The following is a 14,386-nucleotide window of genomic DNA, read 5'->3' as shown; positions in this document are numbered from 1 at the left end:
TGATGTCGAATTCTTATGACTCCTCCAGTATCAAAGTCCTGAAAGGGCTGGATGCGGTACGTAAGCGCCCGGGCATGTATATCGGCGATACGGATGACGGCACCGGTCTGCACCACATGGTATTTGAGGTTGTGGATAACGCTATCGACGAAGCGCTCGCAGGTTACTGTAAAGACATCGTTGTCACTATCCATAGCGATAACTCGGTTTCTGTACAGGATGATGGTCGTGGGATCCCGACCGGTATTCACCCGGAAGAGGGTGTCTCTGCCGCGGAAGTCATCATGACCGTACTGCACGCGGGCGGTAAATTCGATGACAACTCCTATAAAGTTTCTGGTGGTCTGCACGGCGTCGGCGTTTCAGTGGTTAACGCCCTGTCGCAGAAACTGGAGCTGGTTATCCAGCGCGATAATAAAGTGCATCGCCAGATTTACGCGCACGGCGTTCCGGAAGCGCCGCTGGCAGTCACCGGTGAAACCGAAAAAACCGGTACTATGGTGCGTTTCTGGCCGAGCTACGAAACCTTTACCAACGTTATTGAATTCGAATACGAGATTCTGGCAAAACGCCTGCGTGAGCTCTCCTTCCTGAACTCCGGCGTATCTATTCGCCTGCGTGACAAACGCGACGGCAAAGAAGATCACTTCCACTATGAAGGCGGCATCAAGGCATTTGTTGAATATCTCAACAAAAATAAAACCCCGATCCACCCGAATATCTTCTATTTCTCTACCGAAAAAGACGGTATCGGCGTCGAAGTGGCGTTGCAGTGGAACGACGGTTTCCAGGAAAACATCTACTGCTTTACCAACAACATTCCTCAGCGTGACGGCGGTACGCACCTGGCGGGCTTCCGCGCAGCGATGACCCGTACCCTGAACGCCTACATGGATAAAGAAGGCTACAGCAAAAAAGCCAAAGTCAGCGCCACCGGTGACGATGCCCGTGAAGGCCTGATTGCCGTTGTCTCGGTTAAAGTGCCGGACCCGAAATTCTCCTCCCAGACCAAAGATAAGCTGGTCTCCTCTGAGGTGAAATCGGCGGTTGAACAGCAGATGAACGAACTGCTGAACGAATACCTGCTGGAAAACCCCTCTGACGCCAAAATCGTGGTGGGTAAAATTATCGACGCAGCGCGCGCCCGTGAAGCGGCACGTCGCGCCCGTGAAATGACCCGCCGTAAAGGCGCGCTGGACCTGGCAGGCCTGCCGGGCAAACTGGCGGATTGCCAGGAGCGTGACCCGGCACACTCTGAACTCTACCTGGTGGAAGGGGACTCTGCGGGCGGCTCTGCAAAACAGGGGCGTAACCGTAAAAACCAGGCCATTCTGCCGCTGAAAGGTAAAATCCTGAACGTTGAAAAGGCGCGCTTTGACAAAATGCTCGCCTCGCAGGAAGTCGCTACGCTTATCACCGCTTTAGGCTGTGGCATCGGCCGCGATGAGTACAACCCGGACAAACTGCGTTACCACAGCATCATCATCATGACCGATGCGGACGTCGATGGTTCGCACATCCGTACGCTGCTGCTGACCTTCTTCTATCGTCAGATGCCGGAAATCGTTGAGCGTGGCCATGTTTATATTGCTCAGCCGCCGCTGTACAAAGTGAAGAAAGGCAAGCAGGAGCAGTACATCAAAGATGATGAAGCGATGGACCAGTACCAGATTTCCATTGCGCTGGACGGTGCGACTCTGCACGCCAACGCCAGTGCGCCGGCTCTCGCCGGTGAGCCGCTGGAGCGTCTGGTTTCCGAATACAACGCCGCGCAGAAGATGATTGGTCGTATGGAACGTCGCTTCCCGCGTAGCCTGCTGAAAGAGCTGGTCTACCAGCCGACGCTGAGTGAGAGCGATCTGGGTAATGAACAGACCGTAACACGCTGGGTCAATGCGCTGGTCACTGAGCTTAATGAGAGTGAGCAGCACGGTAGCCTGTGGAAATTCGACATCCGTGAAAACGCTGAACAGCAGCAGTTTGAGCCGATTATCCGTGTCCGTACCCACGGTGTGGACACTGATTACCCGCTGGATCATGAGTTTGTGACCGGTGCGGAGTATCGTCGTCTCTGTACGCTGGGCGAGAAGCTGCGTGGTCTGATCGAGGAAGATGCGTACATTGAGCGTGGCGAGCGCAAACAACCGGTTGCCAGCTTCGAGCAGGCGCTGGACTGGCTGGTGAAAGAGTCCCGTCGTGGCCTCTCGATTCAGCGTTATAAAGGCCTGGGTGAGATGAACCCGGATCAGCTGTGGGAAACCACTATGGATCCGGACAGCCGCCGTATGCTGCGCGTCACGGTTAAAGATGCAATTGCGGCAGACCAGCTGTTTACCACCCTGATGGGCGATGCCGTCGAACCACGTCGTGCCTTTATCGAAGAGAACGCCCTGAAAGCGGCGAATATCGATATTTAATCGGTCATCGTCTGCATTAAAGCCTGGTGGCATCCTGCCTCCGGGCTTTTTTTTGCCCGCAAAAGAGGAATCTTTCGCTACGATCCCGGCCCCTTTTCCCCCGACTCTTTTGCTGTTTTTTGAGCTAAATCGCGTTAGCATGAGTCTGGAATCATTTACTCCGGGGATCTCATGGCTATCAAACTTATCGCAATTGATATGGACGGAACATTGTTGTTACCGGACCATACCATCTCTCCTGCTGTTAAAAATGCTATTGCGGCCGCACGTGAACGTGGCGTCAAAGTTGTCCTGACCACCGGGCGTCCTTACGCCGGTGTGCATGCTTACGTCAAACAGCTGCATATGGAGCGTGACGGGGATTATTGCATCACCTACAACGGCGCGCTGGTACAAAATGCCAGTGACGGTAGCACGGTGACGCAAACTGCGCTGAGTTATGACGACTATCTGTATCTGGAAAAACTGTCCCGCGAGGTCGGTTCTCACTTTCATGCGCTTGACCGCAACACGCTCTACACCGCTAACCGCGACATCAGCTTCTACACGGTGCATGAATCCTTTGTCGCGACCATCCCGCTGGTGTTCTGCGAGCCGGAAAATATGGACCCGAACACCCAGTTCCTGAAAGTGATGATGATTGACGAACCAGAGATTCTGGATAAAGCCATTGCCCGTATTCCGGCGGAAGTGAAAGAGAAATATACCGTGCTGAAAAGCGCGCCCTATTTCCTCGAAATACTCGATAAGCGCGTGAATAAAGGCACCGGCGTGAAATCACTGGCCGATGTGCTGGGTATCAAGCCGGAAGAGGTCATGACCATTGGCGACCAGGAAAACGACATCGCTATGATCGAATACGCTGGCATGGGTGTTGCGATGGATAACGCTATTCCGTCTGTCAAAGAGGTGGCTGACTTTGTCACCAAATCTAATCTGGAAGATGGCGTGGCTTACGTCATTGAGAAGTTTGTACTGAACTCCCCCGTCTGACTAAAAGCTTGACGCCGGCAGAACTTGAGTACATCCGCGAAGGCGGTGGTCTGATTGACGGTGATGCGCCGGTGAAAAAAGAGGCGCGCCAGCCGTTAACCCGAGCGGACTGGAAGCGGATTTTCCACCGCAAGCTGGTGGGGCTCTCTCCTCTATCCTGTTGGCCGGGGATGTAAAACGGGTAGGTTAATCCCTCTGCCTTGCGATACCCTGATGCAAAACATGGCATCAGGGTTATCCAACACATGAAACAGATCACCACAGCTCCCCGTCATCATCAACTTACCAACATTCATACCTGGACACCGGACAGCCAGTGGCTGGTGTTTGATGTGCGTCCGTCCGGCGCCTCCTTTACCGGAAAAACCATTGAGCGCGTCAATATTCATACTGGCGAGCTTGAGGTTATCTATCAGGCACCTGAAGGCGCGCATGTCGGCGTGGTGACCGTTCATCCCCATGACGAGAAATATGTGTTTATCCACGGCCCGGAAAACCCGGATGCCGACTGGCACTATGACTTTCACCACCGCCGGGGCGTCATTACCACCCAAGGCAACACCGCGAATCTGGATGCGATGGATATCACCGCCCCCTATACTCCAGGGGCATTGCGCGGCGGCAGCCATGTGCATGTGTTTAGCCCCAACGGTGAAAAGGTCAGCTTTACCTATAACGATCATGTGATGCATGAATGGGATGCCCGCTGCGACCTGCGCAATGTGGGGGTGGCGGTGCCGTATGGCCCGGTGGTGCCTGGTGGTATGCATCCGCGTGAATATGCAGGCAGCCACTGGTGCGTGCTGGTCAGTCGTACAACCGTTAACCCCATGCCGGGCAGCGATGAGATTAACCGGGCTTACGAAGAGGGATGGGTGGGTAACGGCAGGATTGCGTTTATTGGCGATACCCTGTCAGAAAAAGGCGAGAAAGTGCCGGAGCTGTTTATTGTGACGTTGCCTGAGAGTGCGTCCGGCTGGAAACAGGCGGACGATGCACCACTGGAGGGGACGGCAACCACCCTGCCAGCGCCGCCGAAAGGCGTTATTCAGCAGCGACTGACGTTCACCCATCGGCGCACATGGCCTGGGCTGGTTAACGTTCCGCGACACTGGGTGCGCAGCAATCCGCAGGCGACACACATTGCTTTTCTGATGCGAGACGACGCGGGCGTTGTGCAACTCTGGCTGATATCCGCCGAGGGCGGTGAGCCACAACAGCTGACCCAATTAACCACTGGCATTCAGTCCGCGTTCAATTGGCATCCAACAGGTAAGGCGCTGGGTTTTATTGTTGAAAACCGTATTGCGCTCTGCGATGCCCAGAGTGGTGAAATCACCTTTTTGACTTCCGATCACGCAAATCCCCCCTCCGCCGACGCGGTCGTGTTCTCGCCTGACGGGAAACGCATCGCCTGGATGGAAGAGGTGGAGGGTTTCCGTCAACTCTGGGTAACGGAAACGGGTCTGTAAATCAGGGCGCGGGCATTGGTGCTGGCGGAATGACGTTATTCGTCGCCAGGCTGTCATGCTCGCTTTTTTCAACGCGTGATTTTATGGAGCTGTCGGTGCGGTACATGTCCCACGGCAGCAGAAGGGTATCCATTACCGCCGTGAAGGGCATATCCAGAACCACCAGGGATTTCATGCCGATATGGGTGTCATCATCTGAGAGCATCGTCGAACTTGCTTTCATTCCAGGGTAAACACCCTCTTTACCACCGGTGTGCGACATGACACTGGAGCATCCGCTGACACTCACCAATCCGCTAAGTAACGTTGAAACTATCAGAATTTTTTTCATCATAAGTTAATCATAGTTATGTGCAGTATGAGGACTGCTTCAGGCATTGTAGCTACCCTGCAGAGAAAAACAGACTTCGGGGCTCGCTCTGTGGCGGCCATCGCAATTTGGCATTTTGTGCTGTGATTCCAGTCTATGCAAAGCGTGCGAAACTGCAAAAAAAAGTCAGAATTTGACCCTTGAAAAATCGATCCTCAACCCTACTTTAAGAGTGTAGCCGGAGACACGCCGCAAGGGTGTTGCGCTACAGCAGCCTGTCCATTATGGAAGGCAATTGATTATCTCGCTGATTTCAGGAGCTTTTATTTATGCGTAACTTCGACCTTTCCCCGCTTTATCGTTCTGCTATTGGTTTCGACCGTCTGTTCAATCTGCTGGAAAATAATCAGAGCCAAAGTAACGGCGGCTACCCCCCGTACAACGTTGAACTGGTTGACGAAAACAACTATCGCATCGCGATTGCGGTTGCCGGTTTCGCAGAAAGCGAACTGGAAATCACTGCTCAGGACAATCTGCTTATCGTTAAAGGCGCACATGCCGCCGAGCAGAAAGAGCGCACTTATCTGTACCAGGGCATTGCCGAGCGCAACTTTGAGCGCAAATTCCAGCTCGCCGAAAACATCCATGTAAAAGGCGCGAACCTGGTCAATGGCCTGCTGTATGTAGATCTTGAGCGGGTTATTCCTGAAGCGAACAAACCGCGCCGTATCGAAATCAACTAAGCGACAGAATCTTCGTAAATTACTTTGCTCGCCGTCAGGGAGCAGATGCGAGCCGCAAGGCTTGCAGGACCTTACTCGCTTCTCAGAAGGAGAAACAGACTATGCGTAACTATGATTTATCCCCATTACTGCGTCAGTGGATCGGCTTTGACAAACTGGCGAACGCCCTGCAAAACACCGCTGAGCAACAATCATTCCCGCCTTACAACATTGAAAAAGGCGATGATAATCACTATCGCATTACCCTGGCGCTGGCCGGCTTTAGCCAGCAGGATCTGGATATCCAGCTTGAAGGTACGCGTCTGGTGATTAAAGGGACGCCCGAAAAACCGGCGAACGAGCCAAAATGGTTGCATCAGGGGCTGGTGATTCAGCCTTTCACCCTGAGCTTTACGTTGGCCGAACATATGGAAGTTTCCGGGGCGACCTTTAACAACGGCTTGCTACATATCGACCTGACCCGTAACGTACCGGAAGCCATTGCCCCGCAGCGTATCGCCATCAGTGAGCGTCCTGCGTTAAATAGCTAGTCATAGCAGAACTTATCCTCTTAAGCCCCGCCTCGCGGGGCTTTTTTGTGCGCCATAGCCCATACATCCCGCGGCAGCTCTGAGAGAATCCCTTGTGTTTACAATGTTATTCACAGGGAATTCTTATGAGTGATATAGCGTTAACTGTAAGCGTACTGGCTCTGGTCGCGGTAGTGGGATTATGGATAGGCAATATCAAAATTCGTGGCGTGGGGTTCGGGATAGGCGGTGTCCTGTTTGGCGGGATTATCGTCGGCCACTTTGTTGACCAGGCGGGCGTGACGCTCAGTAGTCCGATGCTGCACTTCATTCAGGAGTTCGGCCTCATCCTCTTTGTCTACACCATTGGTATTCAGGTGGGGCCGGGCTTTTTTGCTTCGCTGCGCGTCTCGGGGCTGCGCCTGAACCTGTTCGCCATCCTGATTGTTATCCTCGGTGGGCTGGTAACCGCCATCCTGCATAAACTCTTTAACATCCCGCTACCGGTGATCCTCGGCATCTTCTCCGGTGCCGTGACCAATACGCCGGCGCTGGGTGCCGGGCAGCAAATCCTTCACGACCTCGGGACGCCGACCACTATCCTCGATCAGATGGGGATGAGCTACGCGATGGCCTACCCCTTTGGTATTTGTGGGATTTTACTCACCATGTGGCTATTGCGCGTGGGCTTTCGGGTCAACGTAGAGCGCGAAGCCGAACAGCACGATGCTGGCACCAGCAACGGTAACGCCCTGATCAAAACCATCAACATTCGCGTCGAAAACCCGAATCTGAATAACATGGCGATTCAGGACGTGCCCATGCTCAACAGCGACAAGATTATCTGTTCGCGCCTGAAACGGAATGAAACGCTGATGGTGCCTTCTCCCGGCACGCTCATTCAGTTAGGTGACTTGTTGCATCTGGTGGGATTACCGAAAGACCTGCACAGCGCGCAGCTGGTGATGGGCCAGGAAGTGGAAACCTCACTTTCAACACGCGGTACGGATTTGCGCGTCGAACGCATTGTGGTCACTAATGAAAAGGTGCTCGGCAAACGCATTCGCGATCTGCACGTTAAAGAGCGTTACGATGTGGTGATCTCCCGCCTTAACCGCGCCGGGGTAGAGCTGGTGGCGAGCAGTGACGCCAGTCTGCAGTTTGGCGATATTCTCAATCTGGTGGGACGGCAGGCGGCCATCGACGCGGTTGCGTCCGAGCTCGGCAACGCGCAGCACAAGCTTCAGCAGGTACAAATGCTACCCGTATTTATCGGCATTGGCCTTGGCGTTTTGCTGGGGTCGATTCCGCTCTTTGTCCCGGGGTTCCCGGTGGCGCTGAAGCTCGGCCTGGCGGGGGGGCCGCTTATCATGGCGCTGATCCTTGGGCGTATTGGCAGCATCGGCAAGCTTTACTGGTTTATGCCGCCGAGCGCAAACCTCGCGCTACGGGAGCTCGGTATTGTGCTCTTTCTGGCGGTCGTGGGGCTGAAGTCAGGCGGTGGTTTTATCGCCACGCTCACTCACGGCGACGGCGTGAACTGGATGTGCTATGGCATCTTTATCACCGCCATCCCGCTATTAACCGTCGGTATACTGGCGCGCCTGCTGGGTAAAATGAACTATCTCACGCTGTGCGGCATGCTGGCCGGATCGATGACCGATCCGCCAGCTCTGGCATTCGCGAACGGCTTACATGCCACCAGCGGCGCTGCCGCACTCTCCTACGCTACCGTCTACCCGCTGGTCATGTTTCTGCGCATTATCACGCCGCAACTGCTGGCGGTACTGTTCTGGGGAATGGGTTAGCTACATCAGAAGGGAGAAGTTCCTGTGAAAAAGGCGATGATGGCGAGGATGAGGAGAATCGTAAAAACCACACCGATGCCGAACAACAGGGCATGAAACGCAAGGGTGCCGCCGCCGAAACAGAGGGCGCCATAGATCCCCCAGCGATTCTCTTTGCGAATGCCTGCAATAAACGCGCAAAGCAGCGCCATAACGGCCATAACGAGACCCGTATTATCTACTATCTTGTCAATATCCGCAGGCTTATTCACGACGGTGTAGGTCTGCGGCTCTTCGCCTTTTAACCCGGCAACAATCCCTTTTTTCACGGCTGTGATTTTTTCAGCAATGACTTTTTCTACGGTGGGGACGGGGCTGGAAAAAGGACCCATCGAAGAGTGGATAAGGCCCATCAATAATGCAATGACACCCAAAAACAGGCCAAGTGAACCAAACTTATTCTGTATGACCATTACGCAAAACTCCATGTCGCTGTTTGTTTCTGTTCTGATAGTAGCACCAGGAAGAGCAAGTGCGGCAAAACCGTTATCCCTCACCTTTGGCCAGGTACTGCGCCATCTCTGCCTGCGGCACCATGCCGCCACCGGTCGCCCAGACCAGGTGTGTGGCCTTCGCCATCTGTTCTGTCGTTAAGCCTTGCAATTGATGATATTCATCGCTGGCACTTACATGCAGCGGCCCCGGCATTCCGGCAAGCGCCGACGGCTCAAGCAGAATTCCCTCTTCCTGCGCCAGTAACGCGAGCAGATTGTACATCGTCTGATCATCGAGCGTATAAATGCCGTCCAGCAGCCGCTCCATTGCACGGCCAACAAAGCCCGATGCCCGACCAACCGCGAGGCCGTCCGCTGCGGTAAGGTTATCAATACCAATATCCTGAACAGCGATGTTATCGTGCAGACCGGTGTAAATCCCGAGCAGCATACAGGGCGAATGAGTCGGTTCGGCGAAGAAGCAATGTACATGGTCGCCAAAGGCCAGTTTCAGGCCAAAGGCGACGCCGCCGGGGCCACCACCGACCCCGCACGGCAGGTAAACAAACAGCGGATGAGACGCATCCACCATGCGGCCCTGCTGTTCAAATTGCGCTTTCAGACGCTGCCCGGCAACGGCATAACCGAGAAACAGGGTGCGGGAATTCTCATCATCAATGAAAAAGCAGTTGGGGTCGGACTCCGCCGCTTTACGTCCCTGCTCAACCGCTACGCCGTAATCCTCTTCGTACTCCACCACCGTCACGCCGTGGCTGCGTAGTTTGGCCTTTTTCCATGCGCGGGCGTCAGCGGACATGTGCACCGTCACCTTAAAGCCAATACAGGCGCTCATGATGCCAATCGACAGCCCCAGGTTGCCGGTTGAACCAACGGCAATGCTGTACTGACTAAAGAACCGTTTGAATTCAGGAGAGAGCAGCACGCTGTAGTCCGCTTCTGTGCTGAGCAGTCCTGCTTCAAGCGCCAGCTTTTCTGCGTGAGCCAGTACCTCATAAATGCCACCACGCGCTTTAATCGAGCCGGAAATGGGCAGGTGGCTGTCTTTTTTCAGCAGCATCTCCCCGCTGACAGGTTTCCCGTACTCCTTTTCCAGCCGCTTCTGCATTCGTGGAATGGCGATTACCTCGGATTCAATAATCCCACCGGTGGCCGCCGTTTCCGGGAACGCCTTCGCCAGATAAGGGGCGAAACGGTCCAGTCTGGCGTGGGCCGCGTTAACGTCCTGCTCCGTCAGCCCTACGTAAGGCAGGCCCTGTGCAAGAGAGGTGGTGCCAGGATTAAACCAGAGGATTTCCTGTAATCGTTGCAAAGAGGAAACCAGCGGGAAACGGGCGATGAGGCGTTCAATATCGTCGTGATTCATGGTGTCTGCCAGGCGAAAGTGAAAACCCTACCTTCGGCGATTTTTACCCGGAATGCCACTGTTAACAACAGGGGGTGACTGATATCCTCACCGATGACCATCGGGCAGTGAATTTTTACGCTTTCATGCTGCACCTCTGGCTTAAAAGCATGTTAAATACATCTCATCACCACTGATTTTGGCAAGGTCAATCGTGTTTAAACCTCTGTTAACTGTTGCTCTGCTCCTGTCCGGGCTTTCTGCGTTTGCTGCCGATACGCTGCCTGCGGCGGCGCGTTATGCCCGTGAGTTGGGGGTGGGCCTGGATGTGGACTGGGCGCGGACCGATCGCGGCATTCGGGAGTTCGACCCGCTGGTGGCCCGTGACTTCTATGCAGAAGGGATCCGTCATGTCCGCATTCGCGTCGCGGATACCCTGACCGAAGCACGATTAATCCATTTACGTAAGCTGGTTGAAGCCTGTGAGCAAAATGGCCTGATCCCCATCATTTCCTATCAGGCGGACGCTTTCAAAGCGGACCCCAGTGTAAAAAACGAAGCCCAGCTGGTGGCATGGTGGAAGACGGTTGCTACCTGGTTTGGTAACGAACATCCACAGTTGGGGTTTGACCTGATTTATGACCCGGCGGATAAACTTAACCGTGATCAGGCGGTCCTCGGCCGGGCGTATGAAAACATCATCAGAACCGTGCATGAGATAAACCCGCAGCGGATGATTTTTATTGCCCCACGCCTGCGTGCCGCACCGGAGGAGCTTAATACCCTGAAACTGCCGCCGCACAGCCAGAACTATCTGTTGGCTGAATGGCATATTTTTCCCTGGGGGCCGCAGAAGAATAACGGAAAATACCCGTGGACCTCGGGCACAGCGGCAGAGAAAGCGGCTATCCGCCAGCGTATTAATACCGCGGTTCGCTGGCAGCAAAAAACGGGGCATGCCAGCTGGGTGGGCGGCTGGTCGGTGGGTGAGACCATTAAAAATGCCCCCGCTGAATCGCAAATCGCCTTCGCAACCTTTATGGCCTGTGAACTCAACAGAGCGCATATTCCCTATGCAATCAACGCTGATACCCAGTTTTATGACGGTGAAGAGGGGGACTGGCGCCCTACTACGGAGCCGTTATTAAAGCTGATGATCGCCCCGACGTGTGAAGCGCCCGACGTTAAGCCGGGCCATCGCAACACTAAACTGTCTGCTCATGCTGCCCCTGGCGCATCGCCAGCGGCAGCCAGCTCAGCAGAATCAGCAGCCCCGCGAGCGTCATCAGCATCCCGAGACTAAACTGGCTGGTCTGCGGCAATTTTGCCGAGAGCCATGCCAGCCCGCCGGAGCCCATATTTTGCAGCCCGCCGACCAGCGCACCAGCGGTGCCTGCGAGGAACGGGAAAGGCTCCATTGCGCCGCTGGTAGCAAGGGGGAAAAGCATGCCCGCGCCAAAGAAAAAGAGTGCGGCGGGCAGCAATAATGTCCAGAGGTTCATTATCCCCAGCCAGCCGGGTATCCACATCATCACGCCTGCCAGCAGGCAACTGCCGACGGCCTGCCACATCAGCGTTGAGAAGCGCTTGTTTTGCCGACCAGCAAACCAGGCGCCAAAAAAGGCAGCGGGAATGGGCAGAATAAACAACACACTGACAGCCATACTGGACAGCCCCAGCACCGAGCCCATCAACACCCCGGAGCAGGCTTCAAACACTGCAATACCTGCCAGGCCACCAATCAGCATCAGCAGATAACCGCTGAACATGCCGTTGCCGAGCAAGGTTTTATAGCGCGCTATGATGCTCATGTTCAGGGTGCCAGTAGGGCGGGTTTCCGGCATCCAGCGCGCCATGCTCCAGGTAATACCCGCGCAGAGAAGGAGTAAAAAGAGGTAACAGGCACGCCAGTTCCACACCGTAGTCAGCAGGCCGCCGATCAGCGGAGCCAGCAGCGGACTGACCAGAATCCCCATATTTAACAGGCTGTTGGCGTGGCGTAGCTCAGTGCCGGAATAGAGGTCGCGTGGCAGTGTACGTGCCATGACACCACCCACGCCGGTGCCCATTCCCTGAAAGGCGCTGGCGATGATGAGCACCGTCAGGCTTTGGGTGAAGAGGGCCACGAGCGTAGCCAGCATAAAAATGCTCATGCCAAACAGAATGGCCGGACGGCGTCCCGCGCGATCGGCCAGCGGGCCATAAAACAGTTGTGACACGCCGTAGGTGAGCAGATAGGCGGCCATTACGCTTTGCATCGCGCCTTCACGCACGTTCAGATCCTGCGCCATGCCAGCAATGGCCGGGATATAAATGGTTTGCGTCATCTGCCCGACTGCCACCAGCAGTACCAGCATCAGAAGCAAACTGACATTACGTTCTCTTTTCATTCGTCGATTACATGGTAAAAAGTAGATGTTAAAGGAGAGACTGCTGCCATAACCGTGAAATTCGAGAGGAATCTACCACGGTAATGTGACAAGACAAGACGGGCGGCAATAAAGCGGCATACGAAACAGGCAGGTTTTGTAAACGATTTTCGGCAAGATTTATTGCCAGTCTGCTATCAGGACAGACGCAGCAGTATCGCACCCAGCGCAATGCCGCAGGCTGCAACTATTCGCAGGGCGGAGACCTTCTCTTTAAGCAGCACGAAGGCAATGAATGCCCCAAACAGGATTGAGGTTTCGCGCAGCGCAGCCACCACCGCCAGCGGAGCCTGAGTCATTGCCCACAATGCCAGCCCGTAGGAGCCCATTGTACCAATACCCCCCGGCACGCCCATCTTCCAGTGCGTCAACAGGTAGCGTGATACCGCCTGGCGGCGCGTTGTCATTGCCCAGAGCAGCAGACAAAATCCGTTCAGGAAAAACGTCCAGAGGGTATAGCCCAGCGCAGTACCCGAGAGGCGGAACCCGGTGCCGTCGACCAGCGTATACCCGGCAATAAAGCAGGCATTGAGCAGTGCCAGCCAGATGCCCTGCCGCGATCGATGACGACCGTTGCAGGCCATACCGAGAATTGAGAGGCAGATGACCGCAATGCCCGACCAGGCCTGAAGCGAAAGGGAGTCGCCGAGAAAAATCACACTCACCATCGCCACCAGCAGCGGTGCTGTACCGCGCATGAGCGGATAGGTCTGGCTCATGTCAGAGACCTGATAAGTCCGGGCGACGAGTACTGTGTACACCACCTGTAACACGCAGGACACTGCCAGGTAGGGTACGCTGGCGAACGCCGGCTGGGGGGCGAAAGGGAGCATCACGAGCGCTATTACGGCGGCGGAGCCGCTCACGCTGATGGCGGCGTAGAGCTTATCACTGCCCGCTTTAACGATGGCATTCCAGCTGGCGTGAAGCAGTGCAGCGAACAGTAAGATGCAAAAAACCGTGAGGGTCATAGGGAAAGATTCGCGTTGAACGTCATAAAAATGTAACACGAATGTCTCTGACCGCCAGGCTTTCCTGTAACACCACCGACAGGGGAGGTTATTAAAGGGGGGCAGTTTCCTGCCCCCCTTCGGTGCGACTTGAACCTGAATTACTGCAGGAACTTCAGGACGGCATCAAGCAGTTGCAACAACGCAACAATGAGTTTCAGGATAAGAACAGTCATATCCATGTTGCTCATACGCTTCTCCTTTTGGCAAAAGGAGCACGACCGGCTGACGTACCTTTCCGCTGCCTGTTACCAGCCGTTTTGTTGGCGTAACACAGTGTGCTCTCAAGGGGTTAAGGCACTGACGGCACCACCCGTTTCAGCCAGGACTTGATATGCGCCGGTATCAACGCGGCCCCTTATTCACACTGTGAAAAGCAATATCAGTATAAATAATCACTGTATATATTTACAGTTATTTCTGGACGAAATTTCTATCCTGTCACATACTCAGACTGCCTGAATTGCGCGCTGAAATTGCGTACAAGATGAATTAATCGTATAGTTTCACTGTTGACGTAACACAGTGTGCTTTGCGGTTACCACCCGCGAAAACCTGGCTAAAAACCTCGCTCCGGCGGGGTTTTTTGTTTTCATGAACTGACAGATGAAATGTGACCGGTAGCCCACTTTCTTTGCGGGCCATAAAAACCGGTTGTTCAAAAGGGTTTCCTGTGGTTGTATAAATCCTGTTAATCATTCAGACACGAGTTCCTAAATGAACGCTTCCACTATGACGATGAACCTACTAAAAACCGCGCACAACGCCGCGGTGGTCGTCGTGCGTGTGGTGGTGGTCGTCGGCAACGCGCCGTAGGGACTGGAACAACACACGATTCCAAAACCCCGCCGGCGCAAAC

At 54.5% G+C, this 14,386-nt stretch carries 14 protein-coding genes, 2 pseudogenes and 1 other annotated feature; of the genes and pseudogenes, 9 read left to right on the top strand and 7 right to left on the bottom strand.

Annotation, left to right across the window (positions count from 1 at the left end; genetic code table 11):
• The first annotated feature begins 2 nt into the window (after positions 1-2).
• The 4 genes and pseudogenes from gyrB (at position 3) to M1D91_RS23320 (ending at position 4,882) form a co-directional block, all read left to right on the top strand.
• Positions 3-2,417: a DNA topoisomerase (ATP-hydrolyzing) subunit B gene (gene gyrB, locus M1D91_RS23335; RefSeq protein ID WP_437433068.1), complete on the top strand. Its 2,415-nt coding sequence runs from the start codon at positions 3-5 to the stop codon at positions 2,415-2,417.
• Between the two features lie 171 nt (positions 2,418-2,588).
• Positions 2,589-3,410, top strand: a complete 822-nt coding sequence (yidA, locus tag M1D91_RS23330; protein WP_437433067.1) for a sugar-phosphatase — start codon at positions 2,589-2,591, stop codon at positions 3,408-3,410.
• Positions 3,401-3,556, top strand: a pseudogene (locus tag M1D91_RS23325) (MFS transporter); the annotation flags it as partial. The gene yidA and the pseudogene M1D91_RS23325, both read left to right, overlap by 10 nt.
• Positions 3,557-3,655: 99 nt before the next feature.
• Positions 3,656-4,882: a DUF3748 domain-containing protein gene (locus tag M1D91_RS23320; protein ID WP_437433066.1), complete on the top strand. Its 1,227-nt coding sequence runs from the start codon at positions 3,656-3,658 to the stop codon at positions 4,880-4,882.
• A 1-nt stretch (position 4,883) separates the two neighbouring features.
• Here M1D91_RS23320 and M1D91_RS23315 read toward each other — a convergent pair whose 3' ends face one another.
• Entirely contained in the window at positions 4,884-5,216 is a 333-nt protein-coding gene (locus M1D91_RS23315) for a YceK/YidQ family lipoprotein (protein WP_437433065.1), read from the bottom strand.
• Positions 5,217-5,452: 236 nt separating this feature from the next.
• Positions 5,453-5,528, top strand: a sequence feature (ROSE (Repression Of Heat Shock gene Expression) occurs in the 5'-region of heat shock genes and acts as an RNA thermometer to modulate expression.).
• On the opposite strand from M1D91_RS23315, the gene ibpA reads away from it, so the two are divergent.
• From ibpA to M1D91_RS23300, 3 genes are all read left to right on the top strand, one after another.
• Entirely contained in the window at positions 5,522-5,935 is a 414-nt protein-coding gene (gene ibpA / locus M1D91_RS23310; protein WP_437433064.1) for a small heat shock chaperone IbpA, read from the top strand. It overlaps the preceding feature by 7 nt.
• A 101-nt stretch (positions 5,936-6,036) precedes the next feature.
• The gene (gene ibpB / locus M1D91_RS23305; protein WP_437433063.1) at positions 6,037-6,465 is read left to right on the top strand and encodes a small heat shock chaperone IbpB; all 429 of its coding nucleotides are present in this window, start codon (positions 6,037-6,039) and stop codon (positions 6,463-6,465) included.
• Between the two features lie 125 nt (positions 6,466-6,590).
• Positions 6,591-8,252, top strand: a complete 1,662-nt coding sequence (locus M1D91_RS23300) for a putative transporter (RefSeq protein ID WP_437433062.1) — start codon at positions 6,591-6,593, stop codon at positions 8,250-8,252.
• Positions 8,253-8,257: 5 nt separating this feature from the next.
• On the opposite strand, the gene M1D91_RS23295 is transcribed toward M1D91_RS23300, so the two are convergent.
• Positions 8,258-8,704: a hypothetical protein gene (locus tag M1D91_RS23295; RefSeq protein WP_437433111.1), complete on the bottom strand. Its 447-nt coding sequence runs from the start codon at positions 8,702-8,704 to the stop codon at positions 8,258-8,260.
• A gap of 73 nt (positions 8,705-8,777) precedes the next feature.
• Positions 8,778-10,109, bottom strand: a complete 1,332-nt coding sequence (gene dsdA / locus M1D91_RS23290) for a D-serine ammonia-lyase (protein WP_437433061.1) — start codon at positions 10,107-10,109, stop codon at positions 8,778-8,780.
• A 193-nt stretch (positions 10,110-10,302) separates the two neighbouring features.
• On the opposite strand from dsdA, the gene M1D91_RS23285 reads away from it, so the two are divergent.
• On the top strand, positions 10,303-11,391 hold the full coding sequence (locus tag M1D91_RS23285) for a cellulase family glycosylhydrolase (RefSeq protein WP_437433060.1): 1,089 nt from the start codon (positions 10,303-10,305) through the stop codon (positions 11,389-11,391).
• Here the strand turns inward: M1D91_RS23285 and emrD are convergent.
• From emrD to M1D91_RS23265, 4 genes and pseudogenes are all read right to left on the bottom strand, one after another.
• The gene (gene emrD / locus M1D91_RS23280; RefSeq protein WP_437433059.1) at positions 11,294-12,478 is read right to left on the bottom strand and encodes a multidrug efflux MFS transporter EmrD; all 1,185 of its coding nucleotides are present in this window, start codon (positions 12,476-12,478) and stop codon (positions 11,294-11,296) included. The two genes, M1D91_RS23285 and emrD, sit on opposite strands and share 98 nt — an antisense overlap.
• A 176-nt stretch (positions 12,479-12,654) precedes the next feature.
• The gene (locus M1D91_RS23275; protein ID WP_437433058.1) at positions 12,655-13,488 is read right to left on the bottom strand and encodes an EamA family transporter; all 834 of its coding nucleotides are present in this window, start codon (positions 13,486-13,488) and stop codon (positions 12,655-12,657) included.
• 140 nt (positions 13,489-13,628) lie between these two features.
• Entirely contained in the window at positions 13,629-13,718 is a 90-nt protein-coding gene (tisB, locus tag M1D91_RS23270; RefSeq protein WP_437433057.1) for a type I toxin-antitoxin system toxin TisB, read from the bottom strand.
• Positions 13,715-13,786, bottom strand: a pseudogene (locus M1D91_RS23265) (hypothetical protein); the annotation flags it as partial. The pseudogene M1D91_RS23265 and the gene tisB, both read right to left, overlap by 4 nt.
• A 458-nt stretch (positions 13,787-14,244) precedes the next feature.
• Here M1D91_RS23265 and ivbL point away from each other — a divergent pair.
• Complete coding sequence (ivbL, locus tag M1D91_RS23260) at positions 14,245-14,343, top strand: ilvB operon leader peptide IvbL (protein WP_103281084.1); 99 nt, start codon at positions 14,245-14,247, stop codon at positions 14,341-14,343.
• Positions 14,344-14,386: the final 43 nt, after the last annotated feature.

The organism is Enterobacter sp. SA197 (assembly GCF_054131575.1).
Note: the sequence above shows the minus strand (reverse complement) of the source record. Positions and strands in the feature narration are given on the sequence as shown.